This is a genomic window from Pseudomonas sp. R1-43-08, from assembly GCF_003852255.1.
Taxonomy (GTDB): domain Bacteria; phylum Pseudomonadota; class Gammaproteobacteria; order Pseudomonadales; family Pseudomonadaceae; genus Aquipseudomonas.
On the sequence record NZ_CP027734.1, the window covers coordinates 4504904 to 4519649 of the forward strand.

General features: G+C 61.1%; 8 protein-coding genes. All 8 read left to right on the forward strand.

Annotated features, from left to right (window positions below; all coding sequences use genetic code 11):
* Positions 1-48: 48 nt before the first annotated feature.
* The 8 genes from C4J87_RS20670 to C4J87_RS20705 all read left to right on the forward strand — a co-directional run bounded on the left by C4J87_RS20670 (position 49) and on the right by C4J87_RS20705 (position 14640).
* The gene (locus C4J87_RS20670) at positions 49-597 is read left to right on the forward strand and encodes an NUDIX hydrolase (protein WP_124368238.1); all 549 of its coding nucleotides are present in this window, start codon (positions 49-51) and stop codon (positions 595-597) included.
* 37 nt (positions 598-634) lie between these two features.
* The gene (locus C4J87_RS20675) at positions 635-1138 is read left to right on the forward strand and encodes a murein L,D-transpeptidase family protein (RefSeq protein WP_124368239.1); all 504 of its coding nucleotides are present in this window, start codon (positions 635-637) and stop codon (positions 1136-1138) included.
* 261 nt (positions 1139-1399) lie between these two features.
* Positions 1400-2131: a GntR family transcriptional regulator gene (locus tag C4J87_RS20680; RefSeq protein WP_124364270.1), complete on the forward strand. Its 732-nt coding sequence runs from the start codon at positions 1400-1402 to the stop codon at positions 2129-2131.
* A 36-nt stretch (positions 2132-2167) separates the two neighbouring features.
* Entirely contained in the window at positions 2168-3274 is a 1107-nt protein-coding gene (gene nagA / locus C4J87_RS20685; RefSeq protein ID WP_124368240.1) for an N-acetylglucosamine-6-phosphate deacetylase, read from the forward strand.
* Entirely contained in the window at positions 3267-4277 is a 1011-nt protein-coding gene (locus tag C4J87_RS20690; protein WP_124369019.1) for an SIS domain-containing protein, read from the forward strand. The genes nagA and C4J87_RS20690 overlap by 8 nt, the downstream gene beginning before the upstream one ends.
* 36 nt (positions 4278-4313) lie before the next feature.
* Positions 4314-6827, forward strand: a complete 2514-nt coding sequence (ptsP, locus tag C4J87_RS20695; RefSeq protein WP_124368241.1) for a phosphoenolpyruvate--protein phosphotransferase — start codon at positions 4314-4316, stop codon at positions 6825-6827.
* 26 nt (positions 6828-6853) lie between these two features.
* On the forward strand, positions 6854-8560 hold the full coding sequence (gene nagE / locus C4J87_RS20700) for an N-acetylglucosamine-specific PTS transporter subunit IIBC (protein WP_124368242.1): 1707 nt from the start codon (positions 6854-6856) through the stop codon (positions 8558-8560).
* Positions 8561-8640: 80 nt separating this feature from the next.
* Positions 8641-14640, forward strand: a complete 6000-nt coding sequence (locus C4J87_RS20705) for a membrane-targeted effector domain-containing toxin (protein WP_177412802.1) — start codon at positions 8641-8643, stop codon at positions 14638-14640.
* Positions 14641-14746: the final 106 nt, after the last annotated feature.

Genomic DNA, 14746 nt, shown 5'->3' on the forward strand with positions numbered 1-14746 from the left:
CGTCCTGCCTGCCAAGCCAAGATAGGCCCACTCTCCAGGAACCCCAGCATGAACTTCTGCAGCCAGTGCGGTAAACCGGTTATCCAACGCATCCCCGAAGGCGACGCACGCCTGCGCTATGTCTGCGATCACTGCGCGACCATTCACTACCAGAACCCCAATATCGTCGCCGGTACCCTGCCGGTATGGGGCGACAAAGTGCTGCTGTGCCGCCGCGCCATCGAGCCGCGCCTGGGTTACTGGACCCTGCCCGCAGGCTTTATGGAAAACGGTGAAACCGTGGCCCAGGCGGCCATGCGCGAGACGCTGGAAGAAGCCTGCGCCCGCGTGCGCAACCTGAGCCTCTATACGCTGATCGACGTGCCGCACATCAGCCAGGTGCATATTTTCTATCGCGCAGAGCTGGTCGACATGGACTTCGCCGCAGGCCAGGAAAGCCTGGAAGTGAAGCTGTTCGCTGAAGCCGATATCCCTTGGTCCGAGCTGGCTTTCCGCACGGTCGGGCGTACCTTAGAATGCTTCTTCGCTGACCGTCGGCAACAGCTGTTCCCGGTGCGCAGCGAGTCGGTGCCACCCCTGTCCAAGCCCGCCCAATAACAAGCCGGCCACTCATCGCCAAAGGGAAACCGTTTCAATGCGTTGGTTGCTTGCTCTTCTCTGCCTGTCGTTCGCTACCCTGTCCCCGGCCTCCACGGTGGAAACGCTCGGCGGCAAAACCGTCGAAAAAGTCCTGGTGCTTAAATCCGCCCACCAGTTGCAGCTGATCAACGACGGCAAGCCCCTCAAGACCTATCGCATTTCCCTGGGTAAAAACCCCAAGGGCCACAAGCTGTTCGAGGGCGACCGCCGCACGCCCGAAGGCCTCTACTGGATCGACTGGCGCAAGACCAGCGAGCGCTTCAATCTGGCCATGCACATCTCCTACCCCAATATCAGCGACGCCGCCCGCGCCCGCCGCGAAGGGGTCAAACCGGGCAGCATGATCATGATCCACGGCACCCCGGACACCGAGGATTACCCGGAACAGTGGTTCCACACCCTGGACTGGACCGACGGCTGCATCGGCATGCGCAATGTGGATATGCGTGAGGTCTGGAGCCTGGTCAAGGACGGCACCCTGATCGAGATTCGGCCCTGATCTGCGACCACTCGTAAAATAATTCGAAAATATTTCCTGCCCCGAGCAGCACCGGCCGGTGAATACCAGTTCACCGTGCGGGCTGCGCCGTCGTGCGCGCTATGAAGACCTTTCTAATACCACTTTGTGCCAGGCACCGTTGCGGTGCCTTGATCCATTGAATGCACCGTTGTGGCTGCATTGACATGGTATTTAAGTGGTATTAATTTTCGACCCATACCGGGCGACAACACTCCAATAACCGCATCGGAAACCTGACAGATGAATCCCATTCTGGCCCTGCGCCCCGACGACAAACAATCCACGCCGCTGTACCTGCAATTGGCGCGCAAGCTCGAAGCGGCGATCCATGCCGGCCAGTGGACATCCGAGCAAGCCCTGCCGTCGGAACGCGCGCTCAGCGAGCAGTTGAGCATTTCTCGGGTTACCGCCCGCAAAGCGCTGGAAGTACTGTTTGAGCAGGGCCTGATCCGCCGCAGCCAGGGCTCCGGCACCTTTATCACGCCACGCCTGGAACAGCCGCTGTCGCGCCTGTCGGGGTTCAGCGAGATGCTGCGCCTCAAGGGCTTTGTGCCCGGCTCCCAATGGCTTGAACGCGACATCACCCCGCCGACCCATGAAGAACTGATCCGCCTGTGCCTGTCGACCAATGACAAAGTGGCGCGCCTCAAGCGCCTGCGCAAAGCCGACGACACGGTCATGGCCATTGAAATGACCGCTGTCCCCGCTTCGGTGCTGCCACAGCCGCAGGCCTTGGGCAGCTCGCTGTACGAATACTTCGACAGTATCGGCAAGCCCATCGTCCGCGCCCTGCAGCATGTACAGGCGATCAACGCATCGGATGAATTCGCCAAGCTGGTGGGCATCGCCCCCGGCACCGCCATGCTGTTGATGACCCGGGTCGGCTACACGCTCGATAACACCCCCATAGAAATCACCGACACCTATTGCCGCAACGACTACTACGACTTTGTCGCAGAGCTGCGTAGGTAAGACTTGCCGCCGCGTCGCGGCTTTAGAGAACTGCCCATGTCCGAAGACAACATCCTTACGCCCAGCGGCTGGATCCGCGGCCGCCTGGTGCACGAGCACGGCAAGGTCGTCGCTATCGAAGGCACGCCTTGCAATCCGGCCGACAACGACCTGCCCTACCTGCTGCCCGGCTTTATCGACCTGCATGTGCACGGCGGCGGCGGCAAAGACATCATGGAAGGCGTCGAGGCCTTCGAGACCATCACCCGCACCCATGTGCGATTTGGTACCACCTCGCTGCTGGCCACTACCATGACCGCGCCGGTCGACGAAATCTCCCGCGTGCTCGGCCAGCTCGGCACCTTCTGCGAGCAGCGTCCTACCGGCAGCGCTCGCGTGCTCGGGGTACACCTGGAAGGCCCCTACATCAATCCGGGAAAACTCGGCGCTCAACCTAACTTCGCCCACACCGCCTTGATGGCCGAAGTCGAAGCCTACCTGCGCCTGGCGCCGATCCGCGTGATCACCATTGCGCCGGAAATCGCCGGCCACGACAGCCTGATCCGCGCCCTCAGCCAACGCGGCGTGCGCATGCAGATCGGCCATACCCTGGGCAGTTATGAAGAAGGCGTGGCCGCCCTCGCCGCCGGCGCCACCAGCTTTACCCATTTGTACAACGCCATGAGCCCGCTGCACCACCGCGAGCCGGGCATCGTCGGCGCCGCGCTGGCCCACGCCACCTACGCCGAGTTGATTCCCGACCTGCTGCACGTACACCCCGGCGCCATGCGCGTGGCGCTGCGCTCGATCCCGTGCCTGTATTGCGTCACCGACTCCACCGCCGCCGCCGGCATGCCCGATGGCGAATACAAACTGGGCAGCCACACCGTGACCAAGTGCCTGGGCGGCGTACGCCTGGCGGACGGCACCCTGGCCGGCAGCACTCTGACCATGGACCAGGCGCTGCGCAACCTGGTGAAGATCGGCCTGCCGATCAGCGAAGCCTCACAACGCCTGTCGCAATTTCCTGCGGACTACCTGGGCCTGGAAGAACGCGGTCGCCTGCAACCCGGCAGCTTTGCCGACTGCGTGCGCCTGGATCGCGCCCTGACACTCACCGACGTAATGGTCGAAGGAGAAACCATTGACTTCAAAAATGCTTGAAGAGGCGCTGGCCTCCTGTGACGCCGTCGCGGCGCAACTGCAACGCCTGGAGCCGATACTCGAAGACGTCGCCGGTCGCCTGCGCCGCCAGCCACCGCAAGTGGCGATGACCGTTGCGCGTGGCAGTTCGGACCATGCCGCCAGCTACTTCGCCTACCTGGCCATGCAGCATGTGGGGATTCCGGTGGCGTCGCTGCCGATGTCGGTGGTGACCTTGTTGCAGGCGCCGATGAAAGTCAGCGGCCAAGTGGCATTTGGTTTCTCGCAATCGGGGCAAAGCCCGGACCTGGTCAACAGCCTGCGCCTGCTGCGCAAACGCGGGGCCTTGAGCATCTCGATGGTCAACGCCGAAGACTCGCCGCTGCAAGCCGCCTGTGAGTTCCATGTGCCGCTGTGTGCCGGGCCGGAACTCAGCGTGGCCGCCACCAAGAGCTTTATCGCCACGCTCAGCGCCAGCGCGATGCTGGTCGGCCACTGGAACCAGGAAGCCGACCTGCTGCAAGCCTGCAAGGCGCTGCCCGACGGCCTGCGTGACGCGGCCAAACAGGATTGGCGCGCGGCCATCGAGGCGCTCAAAGACAGCCAGCGCTTGATGGTGATCGGCCGTGGCGCCGGTTTTGCCGTCGCCCAGGAAGCCGCGCTCAAGCTCAAGGAAACCTCGGCGATCCAGGCCGAAGCCTTCAGCAGCGCCGAAGTGCGCCACGGGCCGATGGCCTTGATCGACGCAGATTACCCGTTGCTGGTGTTCGCCCCACGCGGCGCCGAGCAGGCCGGCCTGCTGACCCTGGCCGCCGATATGCGCCAGCGCGGCGCCCGCGTATTGCTGGCGGCGCCGGACGATGTCGCCGAACGCGACCTGACCCTGAGCCGCGCCGAACACCCGAGCCTGGACCCGATCCTGGCCATCCAGAGTTTCTACGTGATGGCGGCAGGCCTGGCGCAGGCCCGGGGCATGAACCCCGACCAGCCCCGTCACCTGAGCAAAGTCACTCGCACTCACTGAGTCGATTGCCGTGTTTTCCTGATGAGTACCGTGCCCATGTCCAACAACAATAACCGACTGACCCTTAGCGCCCCCTTGAGTGGGCCGGTGCTGGCCCTGGGCAGCGTCCCCGACGAAGTGTTCGCCAGCGGCGCCATGGGCGACGGTATTGCCATCGATCCGTTGAATGACTGCCTGCACGCGCCGTGTGACGGGGTGGTCATCCACGTCGCCCGCACCGGACATGCGCTGACCCTGCGCGCCGACAACGGTGCCGAAGTGCTGATGCATGTCGGCATCGACACCGTGGAACTCAATGGCGAAGGTTTTGCCTTGCTGGTGAAGGAAGGCGCGCGGGTGAGCCAGGGCCAGGCGCTGGTGCAATTTGACCTGGACCGCATTGCGCGCCAGTGCAAGAGCCTGGTGAGCTTGATCATCCTGACCAACAGCGACCGCTTCGAACTGACGCCCTGCCCGCTCGGCACGGTCAAGGTCGGGGAGCCGTTGATGCAGGTGACGCTGCGTTCGGGCGCCCCCGTTCAAGCGGCTGTGGATAACTCCAGCGCCGAAGCCAGCGCCAGCGTACGCATCACCCATCGCGGCGGTTTGCATGCGCGCCCCGCGGCGCTGATCCGCAAGACCGCCCAGGGTTTCAGCAGCCAGGCGCACCTGCACTTCGCTGACAAGTCGGCATCGTGCGACAGCCTGATTGGCTTGATGGGATTGGGCATTGGCGAGGGTGACGAAGTACGTGTCAGTTGCCGTGGCAACGATGCCGATGCGGCGCTGCAAGGGTTGATCGCGGCGTTGTCCGTGGCGGTCCGCGAAGAACATCACGCTCCTGCAGTGGCGGCCGTACCACGTCGCGCCAGTGTGGAAGCCGATGTGTTGCAAGGCGTGTGCGCAGCCCCCGGCCTGGTGTGCGGCCCGCTGTTTCGCCTGACCGGCATCGAATTGCCGGAAGACACCGGTAACCATTCGGCCGGCGAACAAAAGCAGCGTCTCGATACGGCACTGGAGCAGGTGCGCGGCGAAATCCGCAGCACGCTGGACCACGCTCGCCAACGCAAGAACGTCGACGAAGAAGAGATCTTCGCCGCCCACCTCGCGCTGCTGGAAGACCCGGCATTGCTCCAAGCCGCTGCCGACGCCATTGCCCAGGGCAGCGCCGCCACCCATGCCTGGCGCGATGCGATCCAGGCCCAGTGCGCGGTATTGCTGGCACTGGGCAAGCCCTTGTTTGCCGAACGCGCCAACGATCTGCGCGACCTGCAACAACGCGTATTGCGCGCATTGCTGGGTGAAGCCTGGCACTTCGAATTGCCCGCCGGATCGATTGTCGGCGCCCATGAACTCACCCCCTCGGACCTGCTGCAACTGAGCGAGCAGCAAGCCGTGGGAATCTGCATGGCCGAGGGCGGCGCCACGTCCCACGTCGCAATTCTGGCGCGGGGTAAAGGTTTGCCGTGTGTGGTAGCGCTGGGTGCCGAGCTGCTGGAGGTGCCCCAGGGCCAGCGCGTGGTGCTGGACGCCGCCAATGGCCGCCTGGAACTGGCGCCCAGCGATGCTCGCCATGCTGAAGTCCACCAGATTCGCGATGCGCAGAAAGTCCGCCGCCAGCAGCAACAGGCCCAGGCCCGACTGCCGGCGCGCACCCTCGATGGCGTGAGCATTGAAATCGCCGCCAACGTCGCCTCCAGCGCCGAAGCCCAACTGGCGTTTGCAAACGGCGCCGATGGCGTCGGTCTGCTGCGCACCGAATTCCTCTTCGTCGACCGCCGCACCGCGCCGGATGAACAGGAGCAGCGCCAGGCCTATCAAGCCGTGCTGGATGCCATGGGCGACAAGTCGGTGATCATCCGCACCATCGACGTGGGCGGCGACAAGCAACTCGATTACCTGCCGCTGCCTGTCGAAGCCAACCCGGTGCTGGGCCTGCGCGGTATTCGCCTGGCCCAGGTACGCCCGGAACTGCTCGACCAGCAACTGCGCGCGCTGCTGCAAGTCAGCCCGCTGCAGCGCTGCCGCATCCTGCTGCCGATGGTCAGCGAAGTGGATGAGCTGCTGCAGATCCGCCAGCGCTTGGATCAACTGTGCGAAGAGCTGGCACTGACTCAGCGCCCCGAACTGGGCGTGATGATCGAAGTACCCGCCGCTGCGCTCATGGCTGAGCAACTGGCCGAGCATGCGGACTTTTTGTCCATCGGCACCAATGACCTGTCCCAGTACACCCTGGCCATGGACCGCGACCACGCGGGCCTCGCCGCCCGCGTCGATGCGCTGCACCCGGCCTTGCTGCGGCTGATCGCACAGACCTGCGCCGGTGCGGCGAAACATGGGCGCTGGGTCGGCGTGTGTGGCGCCCTCGCCTCCGACCCATTAGCCACGCCGGTGCTGATCGGCCTGGGCGTCAGCGAGCTGTCGGTGAGCCCACCGCAGATCGGCGAAATCAAGGACCGCGTCCGCCACCTGGACGCGGCGCAATGCCGGCAATTGAGCCAAGGGTTGCTCGACCTGAGCAGCGCCAAGGCCGTTCGCCATGCCTGTCAACACCACTGGCCGCTGAGCTGAAAACAACAAGAATAGGGAGACACGCCATGTATCAACATTTCATCGAAGGCCTGCAACGCCTGGGCCGTGCACTGATGCTGCCGATTGCGATCCTGCCGATCGCCGGTCTCTTGCTGCGACTGGGCGACACCGACTTGCTCAACATCGCGGTGATGCACGACGCCGGGCAAGCGATCTTCGCCAACCTGGCATTGATCTTCGCCATCGGCATCGCCGTCGGCTTTGCCCGCGACAATAACGGCACGGCCGGCCTGGCAGGGGCGATTGGCTATCTGGTGATGATCTCCACGCTCAAGGTGATGGACACCTCCATCAACATGGGCATGCTCGCCGGTATCGCCAGTGGCCTGATGGCCGGTGGGCTGTATAACCGCTTCAAGGACATCAAGCTGCCGGAGTACCTGGCGTTCTTCGGCGGGCGACGGTTTGTACCGATTGTCACCGGGTTTTCGGCAGTGGGATTGGGGGTGATCTTCGGGCTGATATGGCCGCCGATCCAACACGGCATCAACAGCTTCGGCGTGTTGCTGATGGAAAGCGGCAGCCTCGGCGCGTTCGTGTTTGGCGTGTTCAACCGCCTGCTGATCGTCACCGGCCTGCACCACATCCTCAACAACATGGCGTGGTTTGTGTTCGGCAGCTTTACCGACCCGGTGACGGGCGCGGTGGTGACGGGCGATCTGACTCGATATTTTGCCGGCGATCCGAAGGGCGGCCAGTTCATGACGGGCATGTTCCCGGTGATGCTGTTCGGCTTGCCCGCCGCGTGCCTGGCGATGTACCGCAACGCCCTGCCGGAGCGCCGCAAGGTGATGGGCGGGATCTTCCTGTCGATGGCCCTGACCTCGTTCCTTACGGGGGTGACCGAGCCGATCGAATTCGCCTTCATGTTCCTCGCACCGTTCCTGTATCTGCTGCATGCGCTGCTGACCGGTCTGTCGATGGCCATTACCAACCTGCTGAACATTCACCTGGGCTTTACCTTCTCCGGTGGCTTCATCGACATGGTCCTCGGCTGGGGCAAGTCCACCAATGGCTGGCTGGTGATACCGGTGGGCCTGGCCTATGCGGTGGTCTACTACACCGTGTTTGATTTCTGTATCCGCCGCTTCAACCTGAAAACGCCTGGCCGTGAAGACATTCAGGTCGTGCAGACCGAAGCCATGACCGACAACCAGCGCGCCGGTGCCTACATTCGCGCCCTGGGCGGTGCCGCCAACCTGCTCAGTGTCGGTGCTTGCACCACGCGCCTGCGCCTGGACATGGTGGACCGTAACAAGGCCGTGGACGCCGAGCTCAAGGCCCTGGGTGCGATGGCGGTGGTTCGCCCCGGTAATGGCGGCAGCTTGCAGGTGGTAGTGGGGCCGATGGCTGACAGCATTGCCGACGAGATCCGCCTGGCGATGCCGACCTCCGGCAATACGCCGGCCCCGGTCGTGGCTACGCAACCTCAAACCTCGACCGTCGCAACCGCTCAGGCCGAGCAATGGCTGAACGCCTTGGGTGGCAGCGACAATGTGCTGCAACTGGACTGCGTGGCCATGACCCGTATTCGCTTGCAACTGGCCGATGACCAGGCGCTGTCGGAGCAGCAGCTCAAGGCTCTGGGTTGCCAGGGTGTGAGTCAGCTCGACGGTGGTATCTGGCACCTGTTGGTGGGTGATTCGGCCCAGGGTTTAAGCGCCGCTCTCAAAGCGCTTTCCAGCCGCAGCTCGGTAAGCTCCAGCGTCTGACACCGCTACCTATCTACCGCCCGACCACGGGCACGACTCTCCATGCTGAGGACTCTTGTCCCAATATGGAGAGCGTTCCTGTGAGCACCACCACCCAGGCCGTTGAAGGCATCAAAGGCAATCTCAACCAGATCGGCAATCACCTGCTCAAGATCGAAAGACCGCTTCTGCCAGAGCAAAAAGCTTCAACCGAACTGGCCTATCTGGAAACACTGAACGGCGTCCTGAAAAGCTATCGGCAGCAGTTTCTGACCAAGAGCCGAGCGTTTTATCAAGCACTGGAGCCGCATGATTTACCGCAAAAACTTGCGCTGCTCAAGACGACGCTGAACGCTCATCTACAAGACCTCGATCTCTCCGAGCAGATCGGCGGTAAGTCACGCAAATCCTTCATGACCTATAACGCAGGCTTCACCGCGCTTGAGCATGAAGCCGCCCTCGGTGTCCGGGATCGTCTGTTACACCCGCTGGAACAGAAAATCCTCGAAAAGGTGTCGCGGGGACCAGCGCTACGTCCCGGCGTTTACGCACTGACTTTCCGCTATCAGGAACAGGTCGTCGAACTGGCCGGCGCCTTTGTACTCACCGAAAAATCCAGCCCGCTGGCGACCGACCTGTCGCCAGGCCAGGCAGTCGGCGCAGTGATGCTATTCACCCCTGCGCATGGAATCGAATCATTCGACTCGCTGGATAAACTCAACACCCATTTGCTGCAAGGCATGGATGACACGGCTCAGCATCGCGACTTCATGAGTCTGCTGCCTATGCGCTATCACGCCCTGACACCCGCTGGGATCTGGCCGCTGAAACTGTCGCCCATAACCGATGAACCGCTGTTCGAACACACATACAACGCCCTGATCGACAAACGCACCCAGGACATCGACCGAGCCTTGAGCCTGGTCGATAACCCGACACAAGACGCGGTGCAGTTGATCGATGCCCTTGATCTCGCCATCACCTGCGCCCTACCCGACCTCAACGCCCGTCTGGAGTGGCGCGCTCAGCGTTTGCTGGAGCGCCACCTGCGCAACAGCGCCCCGGACTGGTATCGCAGCGCCAGCGAAACCCGGCGAGCCACCCTGGCCGAGCATCTGGCCCGCTATAACGAAGCGCGTCAGGACATGCTCGACCTGCTCAACCCTGTCGCCACGCCTGAAACCCTGGCCCGTTATCAACTGCTCGAACGCCTGAGCGATGACCTGGATATTCACCACCTGAACCCGGAACACCTGCAGGTCATCACCCGTCGCCATGTCGCCCCTATCGGCGAGTATGAACACGACCGCAATCTGATCGACCTGGCCCTGCGCGGCCTGCACACCGGTGATGAGTTGCCCGGTTCCGACTTCCTGGAAAAAACCACTCTCCTCTATAATGGCGCGCCCCTGCCCGAAGACTACGACGACCTGACACCGGCCTGGCTGGCGCAGCAGCTGAGCACACTGCAACCGCGCATCGCGTTTGGCGATATACAAATACAACTGCACAAGAAGCCCGAACTCAGACACGCCATCGAACAGATGCTCGATCAGCGGATCAACGCACTGGCCTATACCGCAGTGCTCCAGGGCCACCTGCGCGAGGACGACTTCCAACTGGTTCAAAGCCTGCGCCAGGGCAGCGATAGCCAACTGAGCGCCGCGACACTTTCACTTCATGAGGCACAACTTCAAGACTTGTGGGTATTGCGTCAGAGCGATGCCAGCGGCGTGGTCAAGCGCCTGTTGCTGTGTACTCCCGAGGCGCCTCAAGAGCAGCAATTCCAAGCATTTGACAGCGAAATCGCCTGCCAGAACCATATCCTCGGCTGGAGCCTGGACAACGGCCACAGAGAACCGCCAGGCACGCTGACCGACTATCTGATCAAAAGGGTCCCCCTGCGTTTTCGCCCGGCCATGAAACGTGTCTTGAACGGCCTGAGCTTCAAGCCCCACGCCCAGGAATACAACGAGGTGGCTTTCAACAATATCGGCAGTCATGCCGATTGCCTCAAGGCAATGTCAGCCCACGTCTTGGCAACCCGTATCGACGACTACGCACTCGGCACACCGAACTGGTTTCGCTCCACCAGCACCGACAACCGCCGGAAACTGTTGCAACTGGCCGAAGATTCCCGACACGCCTTGCGCATCTACAACGATTTGCCGTTGTCCGAAGCCCGCTACCCAAGCTTTTCCGACTACCTGCATGAACAGGCGAAAAAGAAGCTGAACGAGCTACTGGGGCGCAGGCAAAACGATGTTGATCCCGATACGGTGTGGGCCTACTCACCTGTGGCAGTGCTGGCCAAGTTGACCCCACCCCCCCTGACTTACACTAAACTTTATCGCGACGGCTACAGCGACGGCGTGGGTTTTCTCGACCAGAAATTCTCTCGATCAGCCCGCTTCAAAGGCCCGCAAGGCATTGATATCAGCCCACTGACCGCCGAAAAGGTCGCACGCTCGGTCACTGGCGTGTGGATCGGCGCGCGCTACATCAACGAACTCAAAGCGAAATTGCTCGACAGGGCCAGTGCGGGCTACAGCTTTCGGCGTAACGCGACACTGGCCATCACCCAATTGCAGTTGCAAACCGCCGCCCTTGAAAGCCGCCTGCAAGGAGATATTGCCGACGCTGACCTGATATGGCTGAACCAAAGTATCGCCAGCATGGGCGAGACTTCGACACAAACACGCGGCAATTATGCGATCCACCGACTTCTGATCGACGGCGAATGGATCATCGATACCTACCTGTTCAGCCACGGCGATAACCCCGTGCTGCTCTACACACCGCAAGCGCCAGATGGCATCAGCTTTCGCGAGGCCCAGCAGTTCAACTACCTGCTGAAAAAGCTACCCGGCATGATCACCTACCTCACCAGCCGCGTCGGTGTGCCGTCCCGGACACGCGTGCGCACATTCCTGGAGGAAGCGCAAAAACAGCTGCCTGAAAACCTGGATAAAACCACCGCCGGCCCAGCGCGTTACGACTCGACCCGCGCCATACCTCCAGTACTTGACCTGCGCCGGCTGCTGTATGACATGAAGCTGCAGCGCAAAATCGATGACGTGCAAGCAACCACCGTCAATCGTACCCAAATGATCGCCGGCATCCTGTGGACCTGCGTGGAGTGGGTGAGCGCCGTTGCCACGGCCCCGTTTCCGGTGCTGAGCCTGAGTTTGGGGATGCTGCTGGCTTTCAAGGACGGCATGCTGGCCTTGCACGCTTACCATCAGGGCGATGACGCAGGAGCCCTGGAACACTTGATAGGCTATCTGCTCAACAGTGCCGGCGCAGCCTTCACCGATCTGCGCCCGGCCCTCGCATCACTGAAGCAGCTAAGCAAACCGGCCTTGCGCCAGGTCGCGAAAAGAGCCCCACAGAACCCGGTCATGAAGCTGATCCAGCAATTGGAACCTGCGCCACTCCCAACCGCTGACATGCAAAGAGTGCTGTTTGACAGCGAATTCCTTTGGGCCAAAAAGACGCCGGATGAGATCGGTCGCTACTTGTTGTATCGCCTCGACCCGATCAGCGGGCAACTGGTCTCTACCACCCGTGTGGCAGCGCCAAACGCACAAGGGGTCTGGACACGTACCGGCGTCACTGGCGGAGCCCCCAAGTATGAAAAACTGCCTGAAGCACCTGACACGCTGAAAAACTATGAGATGCCAGCCAGACACTGGCGCGATGTTGAGCGCGTACTGGACCCGGACATCGGTGCCGCCATGCGGCAACGCGCAGACGAGTGGTTCAGCGATCCAGGCCTGCTCCCCAGTGTCGCCGCAGCACAGCTGGCACCTGCGCTCAACATTTATAAACAACAAGTCGAACGTCTAACGAAGGACGCCCAGAATTTCTTCAAATACCTCGACCCTCTTGCGCCACGAGCCGACGCCCTTGCTGTCGAGGCCAACACTCAGTTCCCACAATTGATTGCCAGCGATGCCTTTGCCGCAAACCAGAACCTGGTCATCGGCGCGGTCCCCGGCTCTATCGCCAGCAAGCAATTGCTGATTGAGCAGATGGATGCGTTGATCGAAAAAGGTTTCAAGCGTCTCTATGTGGAATACCTGCCCGGCGATGTGTTTCGACCCAAGCTGGAGAAGCTTAATCGCGGCAAATCATGGAAGCATATTGAGCGGCACTTGAAGAACTGCGACAAAACCGTGGGCTTCGCCGAGAACGCCGAATACTCCTACCTGGCCCTGGTACGCAAGGCGCGCGAGAAGGGCATCAAGATCAAGGCGCTGGACGCCTCGACCTCCTACCAGCTGGAGGATGCCCTGCAAATGGGCGATACCTCCCCGACCACGCCGCGGGACAACGCCATCAGAAACTTCTACTCCCACCGCGCCATCGAAGCGGATGCCCTCACCGAGCCCGACGAGCGCTGGGTTGCACTCGTGGATTCATCCCGCCTGCGTACGTTCAATGAGACACCTGGCCTGGCGGACCTGCAAAATGCCGTCGCCCTGCGGGTTGAGGACATCGGTCCGAACCAGCCCGTGGGTATCTGGACAGACACCCCCGGATCGATACCGGGTGACCCGTCAGCCAAGGGAGACTATCGAGTGACACTGCAAACACCCTACAAAGCGCCCGCCCCTATCGAGCCGAAGGCTGGCGGCGTCAGCGCAGGACAAGTCGACCCGGTGGCCGGCACATCATCCTCGGTGCTTAATGCCAACGAGTTTGACATCCCTGTCTCCATGAGAGATGAAATTATTCGCCTGGATTACAGCAGCCGCCGTGGCCTGGATCCCGTTTACCGTCCTCGTGGCGGGGTAAAGGGGGCTGCTTTCGATACTTTTATCGAGGCGCGAACCCGGCTGCACGTCAAGGCTGAAGAGTTCTTTACCGACTACACTCCCCCCTCTCGACCGACGTTGCCCACCATAACGGACAACACCACACCTGAATCCTTTCTGAAACAGATCAGCGACGGTTCCTTGCCAGGGCTTGTGCTGGGTGAACCCCACGGCATGGAGTCGAGCAAAAAACTGCTGATAACACAGATGGAAACCATCAAGAAGTTGGGTTTCAAGACACTCTATGTCGAACATCTGTATACCGACCTTCATCAGGCCGAACTGGAGGTGTTTCTTAAAACCCAACAGCTTCCTGACAACCTCAAGAGATACCTGAAACAACAGGACATAGGCCACATGCACTTCCGTCATGCCGGCCCTTACACCTACACAGAGGTCTACCAAGCCGCCAGCAAATACGGCATCCGTATCAGAGCCCTGGACTGCGTCGCCAGCTATAACCTCAAGGGAATGCCCGACGACGCCCGGACCAAGATGTTCAATTATTTTGCCTCACGGGTCATACAAGCTGACCAGGCGGCGCATGGGCCGCATAAATGGATCGCTTTCGTCGGCAACTCACATGCCAATTACTACGCAGGGGTACCTGGGCTGGCAGAGTTACTGGAGGCGGTCAGCCTGAACGTCCGTGATGTCGCGCCTGGCCTGGGCAAAAAAATTCACCTCGGTCGCTGGGAAACACTGGATAGCATAAAGGGCCGGAGCGCATTGCGTAACGACTTCAAACTGGAGGAGGTCATTGTCGGACAGCCAGCACGTATCCCCGATGTTCCTGTCGACAGGTCAACCTTGAAAGACCCGCGCCACTACCTGATCGAACGCCTATCGGACCCTGAGACCAATCTGCTGCGCTACTCCGACGCGCAGGGCATCATCTCTACGCCTATTCAGATAGACGATACCGGTCTGTTCTTTATTGATCTGGAGGGTATGGCCCATGAGCGCTTCAAATACCAGAAAGACCTGATCTACAAAGTGACAAGGGACCTGCAACTGACGCCGGCGCCTGTTGTACCTGCAAAAAGGACATGGTTGAAAAAAACCGGGCACTACGTGATCGAACGGCCATCGGAAACCGAGGCTAATTTGATACATCTCTCCCGTAACGATGGCGTTATGGTCACAGCCATTCAGAAAGACGATGCAGGGAAGTATTTTATTACTCGATGGAATATGGAGCAGCGACGCTTCGACTCCGAGGACACCCTGATCAAGTCACTCCAAATATATCCAGGTCTGAGACCCGCACCAGCACCGTAACCTGCTTTTTCGATTGCTCTCCGCTGTCTGGAGAGCAATCGTCGGCAACATCGACCCTACAAATATCCGCCATCTGCGCCTTTGCCGAGTATCTATCTACCGCTCG

Bases quoted from the DNA above. Each gene is read 5' to 3' on its own strand.
- C4J87_RS20690 (WP_124369019.1), top strand. From the start codon at position 3,267: ATGCTTGAAGAGGCGCTGGCCTCCTGTGACGCCGTCGCGGCGCAACTG.
- nagA (WP_124368240.1), top strand. From the start codon at position 2,168: ATGTCCGAAGACAACATCCTTACGCCCAGCGGCTGGATCCGCGGCCGC.
- nagE (WP_124368242.1), top strand. From the start codon at position 6,854: ATGTATCAACATTTCATCGAAGGCCTGCAACGCCTGGGCCGTGCACTG.
- C4J87_RS20670 (WP_124368238.1), top strand. From the start codon at position 49: ATGAACTTCTGCAGCCAGTGCGGTAAACCGGTTATCCAACGCATCCCC.
- C4J87_RS20675 (WP_124368239.1), top strand. From the start codon at position 635: ATGCGTTGGTTGCTTGCTCTTCTCTGCCTGTCGTTCGCTACCCTGTCC.
- ptsP (WP_124368241.1), top strand. From the start codon at position 4,314: ATGTCCAACAACAATAACCGACTGACCCTTAGCGCCCCCTTGAGTGGG.
- C4J87_RS20680 (WP_124364270.1), top strand. From the start codon at position 1,400: ATGAATCCCATTCTGGCCCTGCGCCCCGACGACAAACAATCCACGCCG.